General features: G+C 69.7%; 15 protein-coding genes and 1 pseudogene. 6 read left to right on the top strand and 10 right to left on the bottom strand.

The window, feature by feature from the left end; genetic code table 11:
- From WA805_RS09415 to WA805_RS09405, 3 genes are all read right to left on the bottom strand, one after another.
- Window positions 1-951, bottom strand: a 951-nt coding sequence (locus WA805_RS09415; RefSeq protein ID WP_425242146.1) for a BTAD domain-containing putative transcriptional regulator, incomplete at its 3' end; no start/stop codon positions are given.
- A 549-nt stretch (window positions 952-1,500) separates the two neighbouring features.
- Entirely contained in the window at window positions 1,501-2,253 is a 753-nt protein-coding gene (locus WA805_RS09410) for an aquaporin (RefSeq protein ID WP_422274104.1), read from the bottom strand.
- Between the two features lie 129 nt (window positions 2,254-2,382).
- Window positions 2,383-3,267, bottom strand: a complete 885-nt coding sequence (locus WA805_RS09405; protein WP_425242147.1) for an alpha/beta fold hydrolase — start codon at window positions 3,265-3,267, stop codon at window positions 2,383-2,385.
- 151 nt (window positions 3,268-3,418) lie between these two features.
- Between WA805_RS09405 and WA805_RS09400 the strand changes: the two genes are divergently transcribed.
- Window positions 3,419-3,784, top strand: a complete 366-nt coding sequence (locus tag WA805_RS09400) for a carboxymuconolactone decarboxylase family protein (RefSeq protein ID WP_422274100.1) — start codon at window positions 3,419-3,421, stop codon at window positions 3,782-3,784.
- Window positions 3,781-5,007, top strand: coding sequence for an amidohydrolase family protein (locus WA805_RS09395; RefSeq protein WP_425242145.1), 1,227 nt, complete (start codon window positions 3,781-3,783; stop codon window positions 5,005-5,007). The genes WA805_RS09400 and WA805_RS09395 overlap by 4 nt, the downstream gene beginning before the upstream one ends.
- A 34-nt stretch (window positions 5,008-5,041) precedes the next feature.
- On the opposite strand, the gene WA805_RS09390 is transcribed toward WA805_RS09395, so the two are convergent.
- On the bottom strand, window positions 5,042-6,424 hold the full coding sequence (locus WA805_RS09390; RefSeq protein ID WP_425242144.1) for an L-serine ammonia-lyase: 1,383 nt from the start codon (window positions 6,422-6,424) through the stop codon (window positions 5,042-5,044).
- Between the two features lie 104 nt (window positions 6,425-6,528).
- Between WA805_RS09390 and WA805_RS09385 the strand changes: the two genes are divergently transcribed.
- Both WA805_RS09385 and paaI read left to right on the top strand, forming a co-directional pair.
- On the top strand, window positions 6,529-7,443 hold the full coding sequence (locus tag WA805_RS09385; RefSeq protein WP_422274094.1) for an FTR1 family iron permease: 915 nt from the start codon (window positions 6,529-6,531) through the stop codon (window positions 7,441-7,443).
- Complete coding sequence (paaI, locus tag WA805_RS09380; RefSeq protein ID WP_422274092.1) at window positions 7,409-7,813, top strand: hydroxyphenylacetyl-CoA thioesterase PaaI; 405 nt, start codon at window positions 7,409-7,411, stop codon at window positions 7,811-7,813. The genes WA805_RS09385 and paaI overlap by 35 nt, the downstream gene beginning before the upstream one ends.
- Before the next feature lie 8 nt (window positions 7,814-7,821).
- On the opposite strand, the gene WA805_RS09375 is transcribed toward paaI, so the two are convergent.
- Together WA805_RS09375 and WA805_RS09370 are read right to left on the bottom strand one after the other, a co-directional pair.
- Window positions 7,822-8,619: a hypothetical protein gene (locus tag WA805_RS09375; RefSeq protein WP_425242143.1), complete on the bottom strand. Its 798-nt coding sequence runs from the start codon at window positions 8,617-8,619 to the stop codon at window positions 7,822-7,824.
- 113 nt (window positions 8,620-8,732) lie between these two features.
- Window positions 8,733-9,440: a hypothetical protein gene (locus tag WA805_RS09370; protein WP_425242142.1), complete on the bottom strand. Its 708-nt coding sequence runs from the start codon at window positions 9,438-9,440 to the stop codon at window positions 8,733-8,735.
- Between the two features lie 36 nt (window positions 9,441-9,476).
- Between WA805_RS09370 and WA805_RS09365 the strand changes: the two genes are divergently transcribed.
- Window positions 9,477-10,709, top strand: a complete 1,233-nt coding sequence (locus tag WA805_RS09365) for a DUF2254 domain-containing protein (RefSeq protein ID WP_425242141.1) — start codon at window positions 9,477-9,479, stop codon at window positions 10,707-10,709.
- A 61-nt stretch (window positions 10,710-10,770) separates the two neighbouring features.
- On the opposite strand, the gene WA805_RS09360 is transcribed toward WA805_RS09365, so the two are convergent.
- The 3 genes from WA805_RS09360 to WA805_RS09350 all read right to left on the bottom strand — a co-directional run bounded on the left by WA805_RS09360 (window position 10,771) and on the right by WA805_RS09350 (window position 12,993).
- The gene (locus WA805_RS09360; RefSeq protein WP_422274084.1) at window positions 10,771-10,980 is read right to left on the bottom strand and encodes a hypothetical protein; all 210 of its coding nucleotides are present in this window, start codon (window positions 10,978-10,980) and stop codon (window positions 10,771-10,773) included.
- 79 nt (window positions 10,981-11,059) lie between these two features.
- Entirely contained in the window at window positions 11,060-11,359 is a 300-nt protein-coding gene (locus WA805_RS09355) for a hypothetical protein (RefSeq protein WP_422274082.1), read from the bottom strand.
- Window positions 11,360-11,568: 209 nt separating this feature from the next.
- Window positions 11,569-12,993: an amidase gene (locus tag WA805_RS09350; RefSeq protein ID WP_422274080.1), complete on the bottom strand. Its 1,425-nt coding sequence runs from the start codon at window positions 12,991-12,993 to the stop codon at window positions 11,569-11,571.
- A gap of 84 nt (window positions 12,994-13,077) precedes the next feature.
- Between WA805_RS09350 and WA805_RS09345 the strand changes: the two genes are divergently transcribed.
- Window positions 13,078-13,995, top strand: coding sequence for a hypothetical protein (locus tag WA805_RS09345; protein WP_425242140.1), 918 nt, complete (start codon window positions 13,078-13,080; stop codon window positions 13,993-13,995).
- Between the two features lie 18 nt (window positions 13,996-14,013).
- Here the strand turns inward: WA805_RS09345 and WA805_RS09340 are convergent.
- Window positions 14,014-14,195, bottom strand: a pseudogene (locus tag WA805_RS09340) (ATP-binding protein); the annotation flags it as partial.

Below are 14,195 nucleotides of genomic sequence, written 5' to 3'. Positions count from 1 at the left end.
TTGGTACTCGGTGCGCAGGGCGGCGGCGGCCTCCACCGCCAGGCGGGTCTTGCCCGTCCCGCCCGGGCCAGTCAGCGTCACCAGTCGGCTGGCGCGGACTGACCCGAGCAACTGTTCCAGCTCGGCGTCGCGGCCGATGAAGCTGCTCAGCCGCTCCCGCAGATTGCCGGCCGCCTCCGACGCGGGCGCCGGGACCGGAGCCGGGCTGGCTGCGGCGAGCGACGGATCCTGGGCCAGTATCCGGGCCTGGAGTTCCCGCAAGGCCGGCCCGGGGTCGATGCCCAGCTCGCCGGCCAGGCGGTCGCGGACTTCGGTGTAGGCGCGCAGGGCGTCGGCCTGCCGTCCGGCCCGGTAGAGCGCGAGGATGAGCAGTTCCCACAGGCGCTCGCGCAGCGGGTGCTGCCGGCAGCGCGCCTCCAGTTCGCCGGCGAGCTCCCCGTGGCGGCCCAGCGCCAGGTCCGCTCCGGCCCGGGTTTCGATCGCCACGAGGGTCAGCTCGTCCAGCTGCGCCCGTGCGCTGTCAGCGAAGCCGGAATAGGCGAACTCGGCCAGCGGCTCGCCCCGCCGCAGGCCAAGCGCCTCGCCCAGCGCGACAGACGCCTGCGCCATCTCGCCCGCCTCCGCCAGACGCCGTCCCTTCGCCACCAGCTGCTCGAAGCGGACGACGTCGACCTCATCGGGACCGACCGCGAGCGCATAGCCGGCTTCGGTGGTAACGATCGCGCCCGCCCCGAGGGTACGGCGCAGCTGGCCGATCTGGGCCTGCAAGGCGTTAGCCGGTTTCGCCGCCTGCCCGTCACCCCACAGCACGTCAATCAGGCGGTCGGCACTGACCGGCTCGCCGCGATGCAGCGCCAGCAAAGCCAGCAGTGCCCGCTGCTTGGCGCCGCGGACAGCAAGCGCTACGCCCCCGTCCGCCGCCTCGAGCTGGCCGAACAACCGCACGTCCATTGCCTCCACCCTACGGCCCTCACCCGGCCGCCGCCGGGCTGAGCCGCCGGGGTGAGGAAGCAGGGGCAGCGCTGGTGCAGCAAAGCGGCCAGGCCCTCGGACAGGTTCACCCTTGACCGGCTCTCGTATGGCCCGCCGAGGACGGCGAATCCACACACGAAGCTACTCCCACGGCGAGCACCGCCGAGCTGCAGCCGCCCAGGCGTCCTATACGTCTGCGACGGTCGGCGGCACCGGCGGAACGAACGGTTATGCGCGCAAGAACAGGCCGATCCGGACTGGGGCTTGACGCCCAGATCGGCGGGTCGGCGCGCGGTTATCCACGGGGCTTCACGTCACTGACCGTCCGGTTATGCCCTAGCGCGATTGGCCCCGACCTGTATTTTATGCAGCGCCGCCCTTGGGATGAACGTCCGCTTCCGCCGCGAGCCGCCCCTTGGACTGTCGCGCATCACCCGACGGAGGACACAGACACCACGCGTCCGTTCGGGATAAAAATCTCTATCAATCCGAACGGAAGCGTGGTTCCTGCCCCGCATGCCATACAAGCTATAAGCCGGCCTCGCCGGGTTGGCGTGCTTCGGCGGCCAGCTGGATGTCTCCCTCGGCGTAGAGCAGCCGGTGCAGCCCGGCAGCGAGCACACCTCCCACCAGGGGCGCCACGATGAACAGCCAGACCTGGCTCAGGGCCGTGCCGCCGACCACCAGCGCCGGGCCGAGGCTCCGGGCGGGGTTCACCGACGTGCCGGTGATCGGGATGCCGACGAGGTGGACCACGGTCAGGGTCAGCCCGATGGCGATCGCCGCCGTGGCGGCATTGGCTGTCGCCGAGGTCACTCGCAAGACGATGAAGACGAAGATGGCCGTCAGGATGACCTCGAGGGCGAAGGCGCCGCCCACGCCGATGCGGATCATTGACAGGCGGCCGTAGCCGTCGGCGCCCAGGCCGGTGACGGTCCTGTTGTAGAACGGCGAGGCGCTGAACGTTCCCCACAGCACGAGTGCGCCGACGATTCCGCCGGCGAACTGGGCGATCCAGTAGCCGACGGCCTCGATCAGCGGGATGCGGCCGGTGAGCAGGGCGCCGATGGTCACCGCCGGGTTGACGTGGCTGCCCGATACGGGGCCGATGAAGTACACCAGCGCAAGCAGTGTCAGGCCGAACGCCAGCGCGGTGGCGACCACCCCGGCCGCGACGCTGGTACCGGCGAACTTGAAGCCGAACATCAGGGTGGCCACCCCGCAGGCGACGTACACCAGGATCGCGGTGCCGAGAAATTCAACCGCAAGTTTCCGTATCATTCGCCATTTCTCCTTGTCGTCCGTCACGCCGCGATGACCGGGAGGCTCCGACCCTTCCATCCCGGCCACTCCGGCGCCTCACCCGATGAAGGTGACCCGTGCTGTCACCCGGACCTGCTGCCCCTGCCGCTAGGGTCTTGGGTTTCCGGCCAGGAACGAATTGACCAGGGCGGCGAAGCGAGTCCAGTCCTGGAACAGGAACGCGTGCCCGGCGTCGGGGTAGAGCACCAGCGTGGCGCCGGGGATGATGCGGGCGAGGGTGCGGTCATTGGCGACCGGGTCCAGCTGGTCGCTAGTGCCGTCAGCGATGAGCGTGGGCGCCGAGATCCGTGCGGTCTGGCGCCCTGCCGCGTCGCTGCCGGTCTGCCAGTCGGACATGGCGAGGCCCTGAATCCCTTTCGTGCCGGATGACGCCGCGGGAGCGGGCGGGTATTCCGCGATCGCTGCCTTGAATGCGTTCAGCGCGCTGGCCTGGTTAGCGGGGAAATCGCTGGCTGCCTGGCGGTCGGCTACCGGAGGTATGACCGCCTGTCCGCTGCCCGGGTAGGTGGCGCACAGCACCAGGCGGCGCACCTGCGCGGGATGCAGGACAGCCAGGGCCTGGGCGATCGTGCCGCCCATCGACCAGCCCAGCACGTCCGGCCTGCCCAGGCCGAGGGCGGTGATGAGCGCGCTGGTCTGATCAGCCATCGCGTCGACGGAAAACGGCTGGGGCAGTTCCTGGGTACGGCCGACGCCGGAGTTGTCGAACATCACCACCCGGTGGTGCAGGGCGAGCGCGTGCACCAGCCGGGGATCCCAGCCCTCCATCGTCCAGCCGTAACCCATGACCAGCACCAGCGGAGGCCCGCTGCCTATCACCCGGTACCCCACGGCGCCGAGCCTGGTATGAGCGACGCGTACTGGCGCCGACACGACAGACCGCGTGCCGGGGGCCAGGCTCTGCGACGAGCTGCACGCGGTCACCATCAGGATGGCCAAGCCCAAGGCGGGCAGATACCGGCGCATATCCATCACTTCCAACCGCCGGAACCCCTACCCGCGAGCCTGGCCCGAAACCCCGGATCGCGGAGAATACGGCCCATCCGGTCTTTCATCCCGTCCGGGGGATGGCACGCATCTGGGCGCGAGGTGGAATGGTGGCTTGGCGGCGAGCGGAGGCCGTATGAACCAAGTGGTGCGATTCCAGGAGACGCTGCGCAGGCTGGCGATGATCGATGAAGGCTTCGTCGAAGACCGGGCCGGGCTCGGGCTCGGGCTCAGCCTGGCCGGGACATCGGCCCTGCATCCCAAGATCGCGGCACTGCTGCAGCTCGGCGCATCGGTAGCCATCGGGGCGCCGTCGGTCTGCGTGGAGTGGAGCACTGGCCGGGCGCTGGCGGCCGGCGCGACCGACGAGGAGATCGCCGATACGTTGCTGGCAATCGCCCCGGTAAGCGGGCTCGGCCGGGTCGTCTGCGCCGCGCCCGACGTGGCGGCCGCGCTCGGGTATGACCTCGCGGCCGCGCTGGGCGACCCAGGCGATCCATGACGGCCCGCCCAGAACCGCAGCCGCTGCTGCTGCGGAACGGCCGCCTGCTCGACCCGGTGACCGGGACGTACGCCGAGGGGGACCTGCTCGCGGTGGACGGGCGGATCGCGGAGACCGGGCCGGGCGTGACGGCGCCCGCCGGTGCCGAGGTGCGTGACCTGCGCGGCGGGTTCGTGCTGCCGGGACTGATCGACGCGCATGTGCACGTCACGGCCATCACCGCGGATCTGGCGTCGCTGGGTACGACGTCGCCGTTCTATATCGGCGCCCACGCGGCGCGGATCATGGGCGGGATGCTGGATCGCGGGTTCACCGCGGTGCGCGACGTGGCGGGCGCCGACTACGGGATCGCGGCCGCGCAGGCCGACGGCGCGATCCGCGGGCCGCGGGTGTTTTTCGGCGGGCGCGCGCTCAGCCAGACGGGCGGGCACGGAGACGACCGCGGCCCGGGTGCGGACCCGCTGCCGGCCTGGAGCGGGTCAAGGATCGCCGACGGGATTGACGCGGTGCGCGCCGCGGCCCGCGACGAGCTGCGCAAGGGCAGCCATCACATCAAGGTGATGGCCTCCGGCGGTGTCGCCTCGCCGACCGACCGGATCGACTCCGTGCAGTACTCGATGGACGAGCTGCGCGCGGTGGTGGACGAGGCCCAGGCCGTCAACCGGTACGTATGCGCGCACGCCTACACCGCCCGTGCGGTCAACCGGGCGCTGGAGGCGGGGATCCGGTCGATCGAGCACGGGAACCTCATCGATGCCTCCAGCGTGTCGTTGCTCGTCGAGCGGGACGCGTTCCTGGTGCCGACCCTGGTGACGTACTGGGCGCTGAAGAAGGAAGGCAGGCAGTTCGGGCTGCCGGAAGGAAGCTGGCGGAAGGTGGACGAGGTGCTGGACGCGGGGCTGTCCGCGCTTGACCTCGCCTACCGGGGCGGGGTGCGGCTCGCCTACGGGACCGATCTGCTCGGCGGCATGCACCGGCATCAAAGCGAGGAGTTCCGCATCCGTGCCCAGGTGCAGCCGCCCATCGACATCGTCCGCGCCGCGACGTGCGCGGCGGCCGAGCTACTGCGCGCCGAAGGCCAGCTCGGGACCCTTGCGGCCGGCGCTCATGCGGACGTGATCGTGCTGGACGGCGATCCGCTGCAGGACATCGGGCTGCTCGCCGATCCAGCCGCGCACATGCCGCTGGTCATCCAGGCCGGTGCCGTGGTCCGGCAGCGCTGACAGGCAGTCGCCCGTGGCCCCCGTCAGCGCAGGTTCAGCATTCCACGACGTTGAGTGCGAGGCCGCCGCGTGCTGTTTCCTTGTACTTGTCCTTCATGTCGGCTCCGGTCTCACGCATCGTCTTGATCGCCTTGTCCAGGGAGACGTGATGGGTGCCGTCCTCGCGAATGGCCAGCCGGGCAGCGGTGATCGCTTTGACTGAGGCGACCGCGTTGCGCTCGATGCACGGAATCTGCACGAGGCCGCCGACCGGGTCGCAGGTGAGGCCGAGGTTGTGCTCGATCCCGATCTCCGCCGCGTTCTCGACCTGACGCGGGGTACCGCCGAGTACCTCGGCGAGCCCTCCGGCTGCCATGGAACAGGCCGATCCGACTTCGCCCTGGCAGCCCACCTCGGCGCCGCTGATCGAGGCGTTCTCTTTGAACAAGGTGCCGATTCCGGCGGCGACGAGCAGGAACCGGACGATTCCGTCCTCGTCGGCCCCGGGGACGAAGTCGCGGTAGTAGTGCAGGACGGCCGGGATGATGCCCGCCGCGCCGTTGGTCGGCGCCGTGACGACACGGCCTCCGGCGGCGTTCTCCTCATTCACGGCGAGGGCGTAGACAGTCACCCAGTCCACGGGCTCGGGGGCGCCGGCGTGGCCGGTTAGCTCGGTGAGCTGCCGGTGCAGTGCGCGGGCGCGCCGCCGTACCTTGAGGCCGCCGGGGAGGACGCCTTCTGCCCGGGTTCCTGCCTCGACGCATCGCTGCATGACTGCCCAGATCTCGAGCAGGCCGCTGCGCACCTCGGACTCGGGCCTGCGGGCGCACTCGTTGCGGAGCACGATGTCGCTGATCGCCAGCCCGGTGCGCTCGGCGTGCGCCAGCAGTTCCGCACCGGTGGTGAACGGGAAGGGAACGGGCACCGGATCAGGGATGAGGCCAGGTCCTTCGGCGAGTGACCGCGCGGCCTCGTCGACGATGAACCCGCCGCCGACGGAGTAGTAGGTGCCGCTGGCCAGCTGCGTGCCGTCATCGGCCACCGCGATGAATGTCATGGCGTTGGAGTGGAACTCCAGCCGCTTCCGCCGGTGCAGGACGACATCGCGGTCGGGGTCGAAGTCGATCTCGTGCGCTGCCAGGAGCGCCAGCCGGCCGGTCTGCTGGGTGTCCGTGAGCACCTGCTGCGCGTGCTGCGGGTCCACGGTGTCCGGCATCTGGCCGGACAGTCCCGCGACCACCGCCTTGACCGTGCCGTGACCGTGCCCGGTGGCGCCGAGGGAACCGAAAAGCTCCACCCGGACGGCCGCAGTGGCCGCGAGCTTGCCTTCGCGGTCCAGCCGGCGCGCGAACAGGCACGCGGCGCGCATGGGTCCCACCGTGTGCGAACTGGAGGGACCTACGCCGATCTTGAACAGGTCGAAGGCGCTGATGGTCACATCTCCGAGGCTAATGTAACGCGGACCACTCCCTGCACACCTTGCCAAGAGACTTAGGGTTGCCTAACCTTACCGGGTAACCCGGATCAACCACTGGAGGCTATGTGCTCGCCACACTCGTGATCTTCCTGCGCGAGGGCGTCGAGGCGAGCATGATCGTCGCCATATTGCTCGCGTACCTCAACCGCATCGGAAAGCGCGAGCATTTCCGCGACGTGTTCCTCGGTGTGGGCGCCGCGCTCCTGCTGGCCACGGCGACCGGAGCAGTGGTGTATACGACCGTCCGCTCCTACGACGGCACGCGCGGCCAGACGATCTTCGAGACAGTTACGTACCTGATCGCGGCGGTCGTGCTCACCTACATGACGTTCTGGATGCGCCGCCACGCCCGGTCGCTGTCCAGCGAGCTGCGATCCCGGGCGCAAGCGGCGCTGGACGGCAAGGCGAGATGGGGACTCGGGCTGCTGGCCTTCCAGGCGGTCGGCCGTGAAGGGCTGGAGACCGTGGTCTTCACCCTGGCGATTCTCTTTTCCACTTCGCCGGCTGGCGCCGTCAGCGGGGCGGCGATCGGACTGGCGGGGGCGCTGGTCATCGCGTGCGTCATCTACCGGCTGGGGCACAAGCTCAACCTGGGCAAGTTCTTCACCGTCATCGGCGTCCTGCTGATGGTCTTCGCGGCGGGATTGCTCGCCGACGCCGTCGAGAACCTGCAGGAGCTCGGCTGGCTGCCTGTGCTGGACCTGCCCCTGTGGCACTCCGGACGGCTGCTGTCGGAGAGCAGCGCGTTCGGCGACGTGATGCACAGTTTCTTCGGCTACAGCGACGCTCCCACCGCGTTGCAGCTGCTGGTGTACGTCGGGTATCTGGTGATCGCCGTCGCCGCGTACCTGGGCCTGGGGGCCGGGCTCCGGTCGCGGCGCAAGGCCGCGCAGGCCGTCTCCGGGGCACAGTCGCCGGCCCCGCGGGATGGAGAAGGGCGGAGCCATGACGCAGTCAGCGGGCCGGCCCGATCCCGTTGAGGCGATGATGGCGTCCGACGCCGCGTCACGGATGCTTGGCATAGAGCTGGCCGATTACGGGCCGGGCTGGGCCAGGACCCGGATGACGGTGCGGGACGACATGGTCAACGGGCACGGCATCTGTCACGGCGGTTTGATCTTCAGCCTCGCGGACACCGCGTTCGCCTGCGCCTGCAACAGCTGGGGTCCGGTCACCGTGGCTGCCGGGTGCGACATTGTCTTCGTCGCGCCGGCCAGCGGCGGCGATGTGCTCACCGCCGAGGCCCGCATGCGGTCCCGTTACGGCCGGAACGGCATCTATGACGTTACCGTCACGCATGGTGACCGTCTTGTCGCCGAGTTCCGCGGTCGCAGCCATCAGGTGCGGTAGCCGCACCGTCACGGCATGGATCGGGAGTCAGCCGCGTACGTTCGGAAAATCAAAACATCATCATCCCGAACGGACCCGGGCTGACTGCCTCTGGCCAGTAAGCGGCTCGGGTTCGAGGTCTCGAGGCGCTCAGCTGGTGAGGCCGGCGGGCCAGCCAGCAGGACATCCAGGCTCAGCGCCAGGATCCATGCCGGGAACAGCAACTCCACCCAGGGTGATATCCCGATGCCGATCAGCAGCACCACGGCACAGACGATCCCGGCTATCGTGAGCCACCGCGACACGATCTGCGTACGGCGCGCGATGGTCACGGTGGTAAGCGTGAACACCGCCGCCATCCGCATCGCGTACACGTTCAGCAGGCCGTTGGTGATGTTGCGGCTGAGCGCCAAGGTGCCGGCTCCGGGCAGCTGGGATGACACAGCCGCGGCCGCGATGAGGGCGCCGCCGACGGCCGCGGCCACGAAGATCATGGCGACGAACAGCAGCCCGCTACCGAGGAACACGGTGGCGAAGAAGCGATCCTCGCGCTCGCCGATCCGGTCGCGCAGTACCCCGACGAACCACAAGAAGGCGATTCCGGCGAACGGCACCAGGTTCAGTGCGACGGCCACCGCGGCTCTCCGCCCGGAATCGCTCAGCCACTGGCCGCCAGCGCCCGGATGGGCCGGGGCAGAGATCCTGAGCAGGACCAGGGCAGTGATCATGAGCACGGAGAAGACGATCCCGGCGACCGCGGCCGCCCTAGGGGTTCTCAGCGAGCTCCCAGCCCGCAGCGGACCCTCGTCCAAAACGCCTCCGGTCATGAGACCTCCTCCCGCCTGGCCGCCACGCACGGAATGCCTGCTGGCTAGTTAAGAGCACTCCGGGTCATTTCCGATCATCCTGCGCGGGTGAAACCGCAGGCACCGGCCAGCGGTCACGGCGTGAAGTAGCCGGTGTTCAGGCCTTGGGTGACTGAATCGATGGGTTGCCCGCTGACGGTGATTGCGCCCCGCCACGGCGTGCCCAGGGCGAACAGCAGGGCTAGGCTGAGCCCGATCACGCTCGCGAGACTGCCGGTCAGCAGCGCGGACCGCCGCCCGCTGCGCAGCGTAAGGGCGCTGGCATTCACGATCAACGCCACCCCGGCCAAGACCAGGACGACCACGTAAAAGACTGGCAGCTGATGAGAGGCCGCGGCCAGGCGGTCGCGACGATCACTGGTCAGGGCGTCCAGGGAGGCCAGCAGTTCGGTGCTCGCGGGTGTCCCGATGACGGTCCGTGCCGCCTGGGCCCGGACGGTGTTTTCCAGGTTCGCGAGGGCGTGCACGGTGGCGGGATCCTCGCCGTTGGCCGCGGCAACGCCGCTCCACTCATTGCTCCTGGTCGCTTGCAGGTAGTCAAGCAGGGCTGACTGGATCGGCGCGGTGTCGACTCCGGGGCTGGTCGCCGCCCAGGCCAGGCGGGATGCGTCGGCAGCCTCATTGCTCACGATCCCTTGCGCCGAGGCCAGGAAGCTGGCCTCGCTGGCCAGGGTGAGTCCCATGAACAGCGCGAACAGCGCACCGAGCGCGGCCATCAGCGGCGCCGCGATGGTATAGGCAGCCTCCCGCTCGGTGGCCGGCACCAGGCCGTGCGGTCCCAACCGCTGTGGCGCACCGACTTCCGACAGCGGATCGCGGTGTCACTATGGTTCCTGCCGACCATCTTCGCGGTCGCCGCGATCGTCGCCGCCAATCTCACTATCTGGCTCGACTCCCAGGTCGACGCTCCGATTGGCGTACGGCCAGACCTGGTCAGCGACCCGGGCAGTGCCGCTACCTTCGCCGGCGCCATCGCGGCCGCCACCCTGGCGTTCGTGGCCGTGGTGTTCGCCACCACGCTGGTGGCCATCCAGCTCGCCGCCAGCCAGTACTCGCCCAGGGCGGTGCGGATCTTCATCCGCTCCCGGATCACCCGGGTGACGCTCGGCTTGTTCCTGGCCACCTTTATCTTCTCCGTCATCATCCTGGTCAGCGACCGGGCGTCGGTACCCTCAGCCGCGCAGTTCGCGCCCATAGTGTCGGTGACGACCTTGCTGGCCCTGACCGTGGCCACGGTCTTCGGGTTCGTCGCCTACCTGCATGGCGTGGTGCGGCTCATGCGCGTCCAGTACCTGCTGGAAACGATCGCCACCGAGAGCCAGCCGGCCATCGAGGAGAACTTCCCGCCGGCGTCGGCCTACGTAGACGCCGAGCCTCCGCTGGCAGATCCCTCGCCGCGCCGTCTGTGCTACACCGGGCCCACCGGGGTCATCACGGCTACCGACCTGCACGGCCTGGTCGAATTGTGCCGGCAGAACCAGTGCTGGCTCGAGCTGACCGTTGGAGTGGGCGAATACCTGGGGCACGGCACCCCCGTCGCGCTGGTGCACGGCGGGGACCTGCGCGAGGGTGATGTCACCAGGTTCTTCCTCATTCGCGGCGAGCGCACGTTCGTGCAAGATCCGGCGTTCGGCTTCCGGCAGCTTGCCGATGTCGCGATCCGCGCGCTGTCTCCGGCCGTCAACGATCCCACGACAGGGGTTCAGGCCATCGATCGCATCGGCGACCTTCTCGCCCTCACCGGCAGCAGGCCCGACCCGACCGGCCTGCGGGTGGATGCCAGCGGCACGGTGCGGGTCAAGCGCAAGCTGCGGAACTTCGACGCCATGCTCGTGCTCGCGCTGACCGAGGTCATCCGTTACGGCGCCGACGCGCCGCAGGTGGTCCGGCGGCTGCGCGGGATGTTCGACGAACTCCAGTCCACGCTTCCCGCCGACCGGAAGGCCGCGATCGGCCGCCAGCGAAGCCTGCTAGAAGCCGCGGCCGACGCCGCATTGCCCGCCCCGTTCACGGAAGTGGCCTCGGCCGCGGACCGGGAAGGCCTGGGCTGAGAACCGCGATCACCCGCCACGGATGATCCGTGGCGCCAATTCCCCCTTCTGACCTTGGACGTCACTCATGATCCTCGCTGTTCCGCGGATCCTTCCCGTGCAGACGGCGGATCTCCAGGACTTGAATCCCGAATTCCTCGAGCCTCGCGAGCAGCCCGGTGAGAGCCGCCTGGTCTTGGATCGGGCCGTGCACGACGGTTTCGACCGGCTCCACCGACGCGCTGAGCCGGTCGAAGTCAAGCAGCGCCTCGGGCGGGAGAGTACCCGACACCCGGATTTCGTAGTATGACGATGGCACCCCAGCCCCTAGTATGTCGAAATCACAGCTGGCAGGACGCCACGGTCCCGCTTCACCGGCCGCCACGCCCCATGCATAGCGGGTGAGATCGCGGCGCGCCGTCTTGCGTTGGTGGTTCTGCCCGCACGACGCAGCGGAAGCCCAGGTGCGAGGTGGAGGTGTCGACAGGCTGAGCCATCCGCGCGGCGGGGCGGTAGCGCCGGCAGTAGTTCGGCGCGCACAGATGCCTTACCGGGTCGGCGTCGATCCAGAACCCGCCCATAGTTGCCTTGTGTGCCGGGGCCTCCTCCGGATAATGCCCGTCCGAGCCCATCAGGAACGTGGCGCCCGGAATCCACGCCATGCCGTCCATCGCCGCTCCTATTGGCTGCCACCTCTGGGAGAGTGTGCTGTCATCAGTCAGCAGTTGTCCTCATCCGCTGCGGATGACACGTTGAGACCGGTATCAGATCGCCGGATCGTCCGTCCCTCTCCTCGGCCGTTTTCTCCTGATAGAGGCTGAGCACGAGCATGGAACGACAGACCGTGTATCAGCTCGCCTGAACCGGCCAGTCGGGTGTCTTACGCGTGTACTGGCGGGTGCCGGCCGCTCCAGGGCGCGGCCTCTTCGAGCTGGCTCGCGACCCGGATGAGCAGGTCCTCCCGCCCGTAGGCGGCGGCCAGCTGCACCCCGACCGGCAAGCCCTCGGGCGTGGTGTGCAGCGGGAGGCTGATGGCCGGCTGGCCCGTCATGTTGAACTGCGCGGTGTAGGGGATGAAGCTGATGATTCTTTCCCCTTCCTGCTGTGGCCCGGCAGCGGTGAACCAGCCCAGTTCGGGCGGGGGAGCGCCGAGGGTAGGGGTCAGCAGCAGGTCATGGTCGCGCCACCAGTCCGCCATCCGCCGTGCCCACATCCCCAGCCACATGCGGCTCTCCAGGTAGGGCACCGCCTTCAGCGCCTGGCCGGCCCGCCGGTATTCGGCGTTGCGCGGCTCGATCTCATCCTCGCTGATCGGGCGGCCGAGCAGCATCTCGAACGCCTGGAACGTCGCTTCGGCGTCGGCCGCGATGATGGTGTTGAAATGCCCGATGAATTCCTGCTCGAACATGGCCGCGGGCGCGGACTGGTCGACGTGGTGGCCGAGAGACTCCAGCAGCCGCGCTGTGCTGGCCACCGCGGCCCGGCACTGCGGATCGTCGAGAAAACCCTCCGCGCCCGGCCGGTCGAGCACCCCGATCCGCAGCCGGCCCGGATCGGCGCCGGCCTCCTGCGCCAGCGGGCGCGGCAGCGGCGGTGCGTAGTACGGCTCGCCCGGCATGCGCTTGCTGATCACGTCGAGCACACCGGCCGCGTCCCGCACCGTCCTGGTGACAGCCCCGTCGATCACGCCGCCGGCCCATGCCTCCCCGACCAGCGGGCCCTGGCTCACCCGGCCACGGGTCGGTTTGAGCCCGACCAGCCCGCACTCGCTGGCCGGGATGCGGATGGAGCCGCCGCCGTCGTTGGCGTGGGCAACCGACACCAGGCCGGCCGCCACCGCGGCGGCTGATCCCCCGGACGAGCCACCGGTCGAATGCCCCGGATTCCACGGGTTGCGCGCCGCGGGGAAGCTGCGCGGCTCGGTGGTCACCGTGGTGCCGAGCTCGGGCACGTTGGTGCGGCCGAGCGGGATGAAGCCGGCCGCCCGGAACTGCTCCGCGAGGTAGGACGTCACCGGCCATGCCATCGCGCGCAGCGGCCCGACACCGAATGCCGTGGGCTCACCGGCGACCATGCAGCCCAGGTCTTTGTACAGGATCGGCACGCCGCGGAACGGGCCATCGGGCAGGTCGCCTTCGGCCTCCTGCCGAGCCGCGTCGAACCGGGTCCTGATCACCGCATCCAGCCGCGGGTTGACCGCTTCAATCGCCGCGATAGCCGCCGCTACCAGCTCTTTGGGGCTCACCTCGCCGCGGCGGACCAGATCGGCTTGTGCGGTGGCGTCCAGCCATGTCGTCTCGGCCATGCCGCCAACGTTACCCATGAGTCCTAACCGGCGCGATGGCGCTGATCATGGCCGGCCGCTGCGCGGGCAGGGCATGATGGGCAGATGGGTGCGCCCGGGTACGAGTCGTGGTTCGTCAGCGCTCGTGATCCTGGTTCGCCCCGGGCGCTGTGGATACGCCACACCCGCCATCGCCCTCGCCAGGGACCGGAGTCTGCTGCCCTCTGGTGCACCGTTATTGACCGTGACCTCGGCAAGCGGCCGGCCGTGCTCAAGCAGGTCTTCAGTGCCTTCCCGCCGGAGACTGCCGCCGGGCCAGGTCAGTTCCGCGGGCAGGCCGCGATGGGAGAGCACAGCGCGCACTGGGACCTGGCGATCACCGGCCGGCAGCCGCCGTTGCGACCGCTGCGCCCGCCGGTGCTGTACCGCGCGCCGCTGCCGCGCACCAAGCTTGCGGCGGTCGTCCCCGATGGCCAGGTCACCGGCATGCTCCAGGTGGACGGGCGCGAGGTCAGCGTGTCCGGGTGGCGGGGGACCGCCGGCCACAACTGGGGATCGGAGCATGCCGATTCGTGGGTCTGGCTGCACGCCGCCGACTTCGGCGCCGCGCCGGAGGCGTGGCTGGAACTCGTGCTCGCCAGGATCAGGGTCGGCCCGGCGCAGTCGCCCTGGACCGCGATGGGCGCGCTCGGTCTCGGCGGCGAGCGGATCGCGCTCGGGGGACTGGGCCGGCGGTCCAGGGTTGATGCCCGCCCTGGCCACCTCGCTGCCGACGTTTACGCGCCGGGAACCCGCCTCCGCCTGTCGGTGGCCCTCGCCGAGGACGACCGCGTGGCTGTGGCCTACGCCGACCCGCGTGGGGGAACCCGTGCCGTTACCCACGCCGCGCTGGTCAGCGTGGAGTTGATCATGCAACGTCCTGGGAATCGCGAGCTGACCCTGACCAGCAGTCGTGCGGCCTATGAGTACGGCGCTCGCCAGCCCGTGCCCGGGATCGTGCCGGAGTCGCTGCGCGAGGGGTGAGCCAGCTCCAGCGCAGCCTCAACCGGGAGTGCGCTCCTCGCACTCCCAGGGGGCACCGTGGCTGTTCAGGAGATCGAGGAATGGCTCGGGCGGCAGCGCCTCCGGGCCGAGGACGCCGGCGCCAGACCATGCGCCCGAGTCGAGCAGCTCGAGTGCCACCACCGGGTTGACCGCGGTTTGCCAGACCACGGCCTGCGAGC

Origin of the sequence: Trebonia sp. (genome assembly GCF_049794275.1) — a bacterium.
GTDB lineage: Bacteria > Actinomycetota > Actinomycetes > Streptosporangiales > Streptosporangiaceae > Trebonia.
The sequence above is the reverse complement of the archived record's forward strand: the minus strand, read 5'-3'. Positions and strand labels throughout refer to the sequence as shown.